The sequence below is a fragment of the Rhodococcus sp. EPR-147 genome, assembly GCF_001647185.1.
In the GTDB taxonomy this organism is placed as follows: domain Bacteria; phylum Actinomycetota; class Actinomycetes; order Mycobacteriales; family Mycobacteriaceae; genus Rhodococcoides.
The window spans coordinates 1-9,602 of record NZ_LVCU01000145.1 but is presented as its reverse complement, the minus strand read 5'-3'; the positions used below and the strand labels follow the sequence as shown (position 1 = coordinate 9,602).

Sequence of the window (9,602 nt, the reverse complement as noted above, 5' to 3'; positions counted from 1 at the left end):
CACCGAGCAGCAGCAGCGCGCCGAACGCCAGCGCGTATGCGGTGATCACCCAGGTGCGGCTGGTGTCGCTGATGCCGAGATCGATCTGCGCCTGCGGCAGGGCGATGTTGACGATGGTGCCGTCCAACACGATCGTGAGCTGCGTGATGGCGACGATGCAGAGCACCAACCAGCGGCGTTCGTAATTCGGATTCTCGGCCAGCGCCCCGTGTTCGGAGACCTGCGACATGTTTCTACCCCACTCGTACTCGTTGATTCTCTGGGCACGAAAAATGTCCCGACCGAAAAGGTAAGCGACGATGGACCGCCTGTCAAACGAACTAGTTGGTTGGCGGTAGGGTGGCCGCCATGAAGCCTGACGCAAGCGCCACCCGCGCCCGCATCGTCGTCGCTGCCCGCGCAGAATTCTCCGAGCACGGCCTGGCCGGCGCACGGGTCGACCGCATCGCGGTCTCGGCCAAGGCGAGCAAGGAACGCCTGTACGCATACTTCGGAGACAAGGAAGCACTGTTCCGGGCCGTCGTGGAAGACGGATTCGCGCGCTTCCTGGAGTCCGTTCCCTTCACCGTCGACGATCTCGGGGGATACGCCGCGCGCGAATATCTGCACCTCGCCGCGAATCCCCAGGAGCACCGACTGCTGCTGTGGACGCAACTTCAAGGCGGCACGGCGGTCGCCGGTGCCGACGACATCCATGCGGTGATCGCCGAGCGGCGAAACGCCATGGCGGCCGCACAGCAGGCCGGACTGATCTCCGACGCCTTCACCGTCGACGACCTGTTCACCATGATCTTCGGCATCACCTCCGCCTGGATGACCGCGCCCGGCAGCGACTGCGGACCCGTCGACGACGCCGAACACCAGCGCCGGGCGTCGAAAATCGAAGCAGCGGTCCGGCGACTCTGCACTCCGTAGCATTGTCTATCGATATCTAGCTTCGAGTGAAGAGTGACGAATAGTGGGGTAGCGGGCCGATTTTCCCGCAAACGCGCGCGCGTTCGCCATACGCGCGCGAATTCGACACCGATCCGTTGACGATTCCGAACGCGTCTGACAATTCCGCGCGCATCTGTTCCCTACGCGCACCTTGCCGACTCACGCGAGCCCGCGGGCCGCCAGAATCGACGCTTCACGGTCCGCCGAGAGCCCGACCCCTGGTCGCTCACTCCTCATCGGCGATCGACCTGTCAGCGATTGCAGCCACGTCCACGTGTCCGCGACGGTCTCCTGAATCGGTCGCGTCCGAAGACCCGCGGCGAATGCCTTCGATACGTCGGATGCATGCAGCGAATCATGATCCGCGCCCGGCGGAATCCAGATCGGGAGCTCCGTCCACGGCTGCACACCTGCAGTGCGAAGCACGTCCGGCTCCACCCAGCACAAGCGTGCGTCGGACCGGGTGGCGGCGATGCAGCACTGCAGAAGCTCGCCGATCGTGGCGTGACCCGGCCGACTCACCACGTCGAATGCCCCGCCGAGACCCCGGGCGGCAGCGTCCAGACTCCAAGCGACCAGATCACGGGCATCGATGTACTGCAGTGCCAGATCGACCGGACCGGGCGCAAGCACATCCCCGGCGGGCTCGATTCTGTTCAGCCACCAGGGAAGTCGACCGATATTTTCGTAGGGTCCCAGGATCAGACCGGCACGAACCAGCAACGCATCAGTTCCGAAGCCGGCGACTACGGCCTGCTCGCCGCCGAGCTTGCATCGCGCATAGTCCTCGCCAGACCCCTGCACCGTCGGCCAGGCCTCGGTAGCTCCCGCTTGCGGGGCGTCGTACACCGAACGGCTGGAGACATACACGTAACCACCGACTCGACCGGCGAGCAGCGCCGCCGACTGCGCCACCACGTCCGGCTCCCACGACCAGGTATCGAAGACTATGTCCCAGTTACCTTCTCGGATCTCATTCAGTCCGTCGGGCGAGCGCCTGTCTCCCCGAAGTTGTGTGACACGAGGATCCGACGCGGTTGTGCCGCGATTGAGTACCGTGACGTCCCACTGCAGATCGAGAGCATGTTCGACGGCAGTTCGCCCCACGAAGTCGCTGCCACCGAGGACCAATAACTTCATGAATCCAGTGTGCCGGTGAGCAGTCCGTCCGTTCTGCCGAACGCCCGGTTCGGATCTCTGCTGACAGCAGAGCGGCTCGGGTTACACAGGAAGCTTGCTGTGTCCCGTCTCCTTGATGGTCAGTACCGTCGCTACACCGATGACGCACACGCCCATGACCCAGTACGCCGGTGACATGGCATTGCCGGTCGATTCGACCAATTGTGCTGCAACGTAGGGGGCAGTTCCGCCTGCCGCGATCGTTCCGATGTTGAAGCCCAACGACACTCCGGTGTAGCGAACCGCCCGAGGGAAGAGTTCGGTGAACAGCGGGAAAGCCGGGACCTGCACCACACCGTTGAGCACCATGTAGACGAAGTAGACGACGCCGACGACGAGAATGCTCGACGTGGCACCGAGAATCATGAACACCGGCAGCGCAATGATCACGTAGGCCACATAGCCGAACAGCAGCACCGGTTTGCGGCCGAACCTGTCGGTGAGCATCCCACTCAGCGGGAATGTGGCGCAGGCCAATGCAATTGCCACAGCCGACGTCCAGTACACCGAATCTTTCGAGAAGCCGAGGTCGTTGATCAGATACACGCTGAAGTAGGTCAGTCCGATGTACCCGGATCCGTTCATGGCGATCGCAATGCCGACGACGCGGAGCACAGACCACGGTTGCTTCTTCACCACGTCGCTCAACGGGCTCTTGGCGACCTCGTTCTTGGCTGCCATTTCCTCGAACTCAGGGCTGTCCTCGAGCTTGAGCCGCACACGGAGGCATACGAAGGCCAGGGGCAGTGCCAGCAGGAACGGGATGCGCCATCCCCACGACGACATTTGTTCGTCGGTCGTGATCAGAGCCACGAGCCCGACGACGGCTGCGGCGACCGCGAAGCCGAGAGTCGATCCCACCGGCGTGAAGGACCCGAAGAATCCTCGACGGTTCGGCGGTGCCGACTCGGCGATGTAGGTTGCGGCACCGCCGATCTCACCACCTGCCGAGAATCCCTGGGCGAGCCTGATGATGACCAGCAGAACGGGGGCCAGCACACCGACACTCGAGTGCGTCGGCAGCAGTCCGAGAATGCCGCAGGCAACACCCATGCACACCACGGTGATGACGAGGGCGTGCCGACGACCCTTGCGGTCTCCGAGCCGACCGAAGAAGATTCCGCCGAGCGGACGGGCGACATAGGCGACGCCGAACACGGCCAGGGTCGCGAGAATCGACACGCCTGGGCTGGTGGATGGGAAGAACAGCGGTGCGATGATGACGGCGAGGAAGCCGTAGACCGCGAAGTCGTAGTACTCGATGAGCGTACCGACACCTCCGGCCAGCGCAGCTCGACGCGCGGTCGTGGTGTCCGCCTTGGGCGGTGCAACTCCTGCGCGGGAGTGTTCGGTGTTCGTCATCGCGCTGATCCTTCTGTGAGTGGTTGCTTGCTTCGGTGTTCGGAGAGAAGAAGTTCGTACGAACCGCCCGCTTCGATGACGGCGACGGTTCGGGCATTCGGTGGATGGCCGGTGATCGTGGTGCCGTCCTGCTTCGACACCTCGGCCCGACGCCAGTCGAGTCTGACATCGTCGCCGACGGCCACCGCGTCGGATATCCCGGGAACGGTGATCAGGGGCATACCGTTGAAGGTCTCTCCACGCCAGAATCCAGGTGAGAACGATTCCGCCACAACGGCACTGATGCCCAGGTTGCGCAGCGCGACCATCGGCGGATAGTGCGGATGTCCGTAGCCGAAGTTCCGCCCACCGACGATGACGTCTCCGGGTCGAACTCGATCGACGAATGCCGGGTCGTACGCCGCCATGCAGACCGACCTCAAATGATCGGGGTCGTAGGACTTGATGTTCGCAACGCCCACGACCAGGTCGATATCGAAGTCGTCACCGAATATCCACGCGACCGCACCGTCGATGACGTCGGGCGGGGGCGGGTAGGCGCTCACGACCCCACCTGCGCGATCGTCCCGGCGAGGGCGCTGGCCGCGACGGTGAAGGGCGAACCCATGTAGATGTTGGCGTCGGAGCTACCCATTCGCCCGGAGATGTTGAGCACCCCGGTGGAAATGCAGTTCTCGCCGGCCGCGAGGGGCTTCTGGTATCCGAAGCAGAAGTCGCAGCTCGACACCGCGATGTGTGCACCAGCTGACCGCAGGATGTCCAGCAGCCCTTCGCTTTCGGCTTGATCGTGCACCTTCTGGGAGGTCGGTACCACGTTCAACTCGACGCCGGGGGCGACAGTCCGCCCGTCGAGCACCAGTGCAGCAGCGCGCAGGTCCTCGATGCGGCCGCTGGCACAGGATCCGATGAACGCCTTCGTGATCGGGATTCCGGCCAGATCGGCAGCGGTGTGCGTGTTGGCTGCGCGAGCCGAACCGGGTTGCACCACCTGCGGAACGATTGTCGACAGGTCGATGGTGTGGCGGGCGGCGTAGGCGGCACCCTCGTCGGGGAGCACGGGGTTGAACGCCTGCCGGGCGACGTCGTGGGCGTAGGCGAGCGACAGTTCGTCGGGTTCGAAGATCGCCGAGACTGCGCCGGTGAACATCGCCATTCCGCACAAACCCTGGCGGTGGTCGATCTTCATGGACCGCGCTCCGGGACCACCGAACTCCATCACCTGGTGGGCACACCCGTCGGCACCGACCAGATCGATGATCGTGTGAACGAGATCGCGACTGTCGACGCCGGCACCGAACTCACCCACGAGGTCGAACCGTGTGGTGGCCGGGATGTCGACGTACAGCTGTCCCGTCACCCAGGCCTCGATCAGATCGCGCCTGATGCCCCATCCGAGAGCACCGAAGGCACCGATTCCGCTGATGTGCCCGTCGAAGTGGACGAGAAAGTCTCCTGGCGTCGCGAGTCCGAGTTCGGCAGTGAGCTGGTGGCCGATGCCTCGGCCCTCGTGCAGCTCGATGCCGTAGAACTCGCACCAGTCTCGCGTGACCTGATGTACCTCTTGCTCTTTGGCGTTCTTTTTGGTGAGCATGTGGTCGATGAAGACGACGTAGCGAGATGGGTCCTCGAGTTCGGTGATGCCGAAGTCCTCGCGCATCTGCCGGAACATCACGTCGGTGTAACCGGGGAAATCGTAGGCAATCATGCGAGCGGGCCGGACGGCGTGGTTCTCCCCGGCGTGCACCACATCGGCATCACAGGTTCGGCCGAGGATCTTCTCGACCATCGTCAGTGCGTCGGAACTCATACCGATCACGCCTTCGCGTCGACGGGCAGGTACTTGCGTTGCGCTGCCTCGACTTCCGGAAAGCCGATGAGATCGACGAACTCGTGGTGCTGCAACGCGTCGGCGCTCACGTCGGCCGGCGCTTCGCCGCCGGCCAGTCGGCGCAGAGCCTCACGAGCGGCTCCGGTGGCGGCCATCAACACCTGTGTGGGCAGGAGAGCGAGTCGAACGCCGATCTGCTGCAACACCTCCGGGGTGAACTCGCGCTCCGTCCACGTCGACGCGGTCAACGTCGCCATGAGGGGGACGCCCACCTCGTCGTGACAGCGAGCCCACTCGTCGGCGGTCTCGAAGGTCTTCGTGACCGGCATGATCATGTCGGCACCCGCGTCGACGTACGCGGTGGCGCGTCGGATTGCGTCGTCGCCACGAGCATCGGTGCGGGCAATCATCAGGACGTGCTCCGGCAGCGAATCCCGGACGGCTCGAACCTTGCCCGACGCTTCCTCGATGCTGATGAGGTCCACCGGCTCGCCAACGCAGATCGGGCACTTCTTGGGTGAGAGCTGGTCTTCCATGAAGACGCCCTGCACGCCCGCGGCAGCGAATCGGCCCGCGGTCCGCGCCGCGTTGACGGCGTTGCCGTAGCCGGTGTCGATGTCCGCGACGAGCGGGAGGGAGGACGCTTCGCCGATCGTGCGCACCGCCTGGAGGTTCTCGGTCATCGTGTAGAGCTCCGCGTCGGGCAGCCCGAGGGCCGCCGACACGGCGAAGCCGGATGCACACAGGGCCGAGAACCCGGCCTGTTCGGCCAGCTTCGCCGTCAGGCCGTCCCACACGCCCGGGGCGTACACGAGGCCCTGTTCGGTCAGATCTTTGAGTGTCGCGGTCATGAGCACCATCCATTTCGTATTGCGGAACGCATTCCGAAACTAGAGTGGTGGCGATCACAAGTCAAGGGGGGTTCGTAGGATGGCGGCAGCACTTCCCAGTCCGATCGAAGGATCACACGTGGCATCGCCCACCGAGTCCGACGACCACGCCGGCCGCGACATCGTGGGCGCGGTGGTCAAGGCCTGCACGCTGCTCGATCATTTCGATACGACGCACCCCGTGTGGACGCTCAACGAGCTGACGACGGCAAGTCGAATGAACAAGACGACAGTGCACAGACTGATGACCACACTGATCCACGCCGGCTGGGTGGACCGGACGGCCGAGGGCTCGTATCGAATCGGCATGCCCGTGTTCGAGATCGGGTCGTCGGCATTGACCCAACTCGACATCCGCGGTGCGGCACAACCGTACCTGTCGGAGATTGCGGAAAAGTTCGGCGACACTGCGTATCTCATGGTTCCCGCAGACGAGGGAGCCGTGTGCATCGATCGCCATGAAGGGAGCAATCCCCTTGTGGTCGCGGGTATTTCCATCGGTTCGGTTCTCCCGTATCACGCCACCGCAGGCCCGATGGCCATGCTGGCGTTCTCAGCTCGGATTCGCGACCGCTGGCTCACCCAGGATCTACCTGCCTTCACGGATCGAACACCGACGGTGCCGGACGAGTTGCTGGCACGCCTCGAACAGATCCGATCGAAGGGGTACGCACTGAGCAATTCGGACTACCTCACCGGCGTCGCGGCCGTCGGCGCACCGATACTCGGACGAGATGCCGCGGTAATTGCGTCGATCAGCGTTGGCGGCCGAGCGGAGACATTCGAGGGCGATGCCCTGAGCGCAAAGGTCGCGACGATTCTGGCCGCCGCAAAGGGTCTGTCTCGGGTTGCAGAGGCCCTACCTGCGCCAGGAGGAGAACATTGAAGTATCCGCATATCTATGAAATGGGCTAGAGAGTCGAATACTCATCTACCGATTCGTTCGATCAGTTTCATTGCGTCGAAGGGTGCGTAGCCCTTGATGTCGTTGTCGAAGTACACATGGACGTCTCTGCCCGTGGCCGTCCAGTCCGAGATCTTCGCAGCCCATCGATCGAGCGCCGCATCCGTGTAGCCGCTGGCGTACAGCTCCTCGTCGCCGTGCAGGCGGGCGTACATGAAATCGGCTGTGGGGGTGTCGACGTACGGGTACTTGCCGGCGGTGTCGGCGACGACGAACGCAATATCGTTCTCTCGCAACAACTCCACTGCCGCTTCAGAGGCGAAACTCTGATGCCGCGCTTCCACGCAGTGCCGAAGCGGCCGCGACGACGAAGCAGGCAACAACACTCGATCCTCGGCCAATTTGTCGTCCCTCATGCCCGCCAACGAGACTGCAGCAGAGACCGTTCGGGGCAACATGGCAAAGAAATCCGACATCTTCTGCGCGTCGAATTCGAGATTCGGCGGCAACTGCCACAGGAACGGTCCGAGCTTGTCGCCCAGCGTCAGCACCCCGGTGGCGAAGAAGTTCGCGAGTGCCGCCTCGACTCCGACGAGCCGCTTGATGTGGGTGACGTACCGACCACCCTTGATGGAGAACACGAAGTCGTCCGGCGTCTCGTCGTGCCACTTGGTGAAGCTCGATGGCTTCTGCATCGCATAGAACGTGCCGTTGATCTCGATCGATGTCAGATGTTCCGACGCGTACCCGAGTTCCTTGCGATGCGCCAAGCCCGCCGGATAGAAATCTCCTCGCCAGGGCGCGTACGTCCAACCGGAGATGCCGATCAGAACTCGGGGTCGACGCGACGCGGGCATGAGCAGACTGTAGACGGGCGCACAAGCAGGCACCGCAGGCCGTGATTGCCAACTAGCTGGCACCACCATCGCCACCGGACCATAATCGGTCTCTATGCGGTCGGGTGGACGAGCGGTGGTGTTGACGCTGGTCGCTGCCGGCGTGTGGCTCTTCGCGACGCCGTCGCTCGATCCCGGAACCGCGGACTTCGTCGCAAATCCGGCACCGGCCGTCGCACCCGTCGTCGAACCGCCACCACTGACCCTCGACGAACTCTCGGCTCGCGTCGATCCCACCGTCGTCACCCTCGCGGCGTCGGCCGGTTTTTCCGGCGTCGCGGGCACCGGCTTCGTCGTCGCCCCCGACGGGATCGTGCTCACCAACTTCCACGTCGTCGAAAACGCCCTCGAGATCAGTGCAGTGCACATGGGCAACGGACTGATCTACGACGCCACCGTGTTGGGTTACGACAAGTCCCGCGACGTGGCGGTCGTGCAGTTGATCACCGCGGCCGACCTGCCAGTGGTCGAGCTTGCACCGGACCCACTTCCCGACGTGGGTGACGAGGTGGTGGCCGTCGGGAATGCCTCGGGCGCAGGGGTATTGGTTCCTGCACCGGGCGCGGTCACGGCTCTCGATCAGCAGGTGCGTACACGCAGTTCGGTGGACGGTTCGGCCAACACTCTGGACAAGATGATTCGCGTCGATGCCGATGTGCGATCGGGGGATTCGGGCGGGCCACTGTTCGATGCCTGGGGCCGGGTGGTGGGCGTGAACACCGCTGGACTGTCGGACGAGGCGCGCAACGGCACCGAGTTCTCACCACCGCAGGCACCCGAGGCCTATGCCGTCCCCATCTCCGAGGCGGTCGCTGTGCTCGATCAGGTGATCGCCGGGCAGTCGGGCGGCACGGTGCATGTGGGCCCCACACCGTATTTCGGAGTCTCGGTGCGTGATGTGTCGGTCTTCGAGAACAAGCCGGCGATGGGGGCGGCCGTGGTCTCGGTGACCTCCGATTCCCCGGCCGAGATTCTCGGCTTGTCGGCGGGAGACATCATCGTCGCGATCGACGGAACGGACGTGCAATCCTCGTCGGATCTGTCGGAGGCACTCATCGGCCGCGTCCCCGGGGATTCCGCCGTCGTGGAGTGGGTGGACGAAGCGGGTGTCACCAGTTCCCGCACAGTCACTCTCGCCCAGGGAACCCCGACAGCTTGAGGGTCAGTCCTGCAACACCGACAACACATTTCCAGCCGGGTCGGTGAACCATGCGATCAGCGGGCCTCCGTGTCGAAAGATTCCCTTCTCGTCGGTTCCCATGGCAGGAGTGGAGCCTGCGGAACGACCCTGTATGTCCGGATATTGCTCGAACACAATCCCTTTGGCGATCAAGGCGTCGACAGCAATCTCGATATCGTCCACCGGGAAGTTCAAGATCGTGTACTGCGCGGGCACGTGCCCCGGACGCGGATAGATCAACACGATCGCCCCGGTCCCGAGGTGCAGCTCGAGCATGCCCATCTTGTTGTCGGTCACCGTCAGTCCGAGTGTCTCGGCGTAGAAGGCCCGCGCTGCGGGTAGGTCGTCGACTGCGAATCCGGAGAACGGCTGCCTGGTCAGCTCCAAGGATGTCATCGTCGAATTATCGCGCTCTCGCGCATGCCAC

10 protein-coding genes and 1 pseudogene are annotated in these 9,602 nt (G+C 63.8%); 3 read left to right on the top strand and 8 right to left on the bottom strand.

Annotated features, from left to right (window positions below; translation table 11 throughout):
* Positions 1 to 229: pseudogene (locus A2J02_RS07060) on the bottom strand (MFS transporter); the annotation flags it as partial.
* A 119-nt stretch (positions 230 to 348) separates the two neighbouring features.
* Here A2J02_RS07060 and A2J02_RS07055 point away from each other — a divergent pair.
* The gene (locus A2J02_RS07055; RefSeq protein ID WP_068048544.1) at positions 349 to 915 is read left to right on the top strand and encodes a TetR family transcriptional regulator; all 567 of its coding nucleotides are present in this window, start codon (positions 349 to 351) and stop codon (positions 913 to 915) included.
* Between the two features lie 180 nt (positions 916 to 1,095).
* On the opposite strand, the gene A2J02_RS07050 is transcribed toward A2J02_RS07055, so the two are convergent.
* The 5 genes from A2J02_RS07050 to A2J02_RS07030 all read right to left on the bottom strand — a co-directional run bounded on the left by A2J02_RS07050 (position 1,096) and on the right by A2J02_RS07030 (position 6,165).
* Positions 1,096 to 2,076 (bottom strand): NAD-dependent epimerase/dehydratase family protein, encoded by a 981-nt coding sequence (locus tag A2J02_RS07050; protein WP_068048534.1) that lies wholly within the window; start codon positions 2,074 to 2,076, stop codon positions 1,096 to 1,098.
* A gap of 81 nt (positions 2,077 to 2,157) precedes the next feature.
* Positions 2,158 to 3,477, bottom strand: a complete 1,320-nt coding sequence (locus A2J02_RS07045; RefSeq protein ID WP_068048531.1) for an MFS transporter — start codon at positions 3,475 to 3,477, stop codon at positions 2,158 to 2,160.
* The gene (locus tag A2J02_RS07040) at positions 3,474 to 4,022 is read right to left on the bottom strand and encodes a 3-isopropylmalate dehydratase (protein WP_068048528.1); all 549 of its coding nucleotides are present in this window, start codon (positions 4,020 to 4,022) and stop codon (positions 3,474 to 3,476) included. The genes A2J02_RS07045 and A2J02_RS07040 overlap by 4 nt, the downstream gene beginning before the upstream one ends.
* Positions 4,019 to 5,284, bottom strand: coding sequence for a 3-isopropylmalate dehydratase large subunit (locus A2J02_RS07035; protein WP_442971455.1), 1,266 nt, complete (start codon positions 5,282 to 5,284; stop codon positions 4,019 to 4,021). Before A2J02_RS07035 ends, A2J02_RS07040 begins: the two co-directional genes overlap by 4 nt.
* A 5-nt stretch (positions 5,285 to 5,289) precedes the next feature.
* Positions 5,290 to 6,165, bottom strand: coding sequence for an isocitrate lyase/PEP mutase family protein (locus A2J02_RS07030; protein ID WP_068048525.1), 876 nt, complete (start codon positions 6,163 to 6,165; stop codon positions 5,290 to 5,292).
* A gap of 109 nt (positions 6,166 to 6,274) precedes the next feature.
* Here A2J02_RS07030 and A2J02_RS07025 point away from each other — a divergent pair, with 109 nt between their 5' ends.
* Positions 6,275 to 7,081, top strand: coding sequence for an IclR family transcriptional regulator (locus A2J02_RS07025; RefSeq protein ID WP_068048540.1), 807 nt, complete (start codon positions 6,275 to 6,277; stop codon positions 7,079 to 7,081).
* Positions 7,082 to 7,122: 41 nt separating this feature from the next.
* Here A2J02_RS07025 and A2J02_RS07020 read toward each other — a convergent pair whose 3' ends face one another.
* On the bottom strand, positions 7,123 to 7,956 hold the full coding sequence (locus A2J02_RS07020; protein ID WP_068048522.1) for a DUF72 domain-containing protein: 834 nt from the start codon (positions 7,954 to 7,956) through the stop codon (positions 7,123 to 7,125).
* A 94-nt stretch (positions 7,957 to 8,050) separates the two neighbouring features.
* On the opposite strand from A2J02_RS07020, the gene A2J02_RS07015 reads away from it, so the two are divergent.
* Positions 8,051 to 9,154, top strand: a complete 1,104-nt coding sequence (locus A2J02_RS07015; RefSeq protein ID WP_068048519.1) for a S1C family serine protease — start codon at positions 8,051 to 8,053, stop codon at positions 9,152 to 9,154.
* Between the two features lie 3 nt (positions 9,155 to 9,157).
* Here A2J02_RS07015 and A2J02_RS07010 read toward each other — a convergent pair whose 3' ends face one another.
* Positions 9,158 to 9,571, bottom strand: coding sequence for a VOC family protein (locus tag A2J02_RS07010; protein WP_068048536.1), 414 nt, complete (start codon positions 9,569 to 9,571; stop codon positions 9,158 to 9,160).
* Positions 9,572 to 9,602 lie beyond the last annotated feature (31 nt).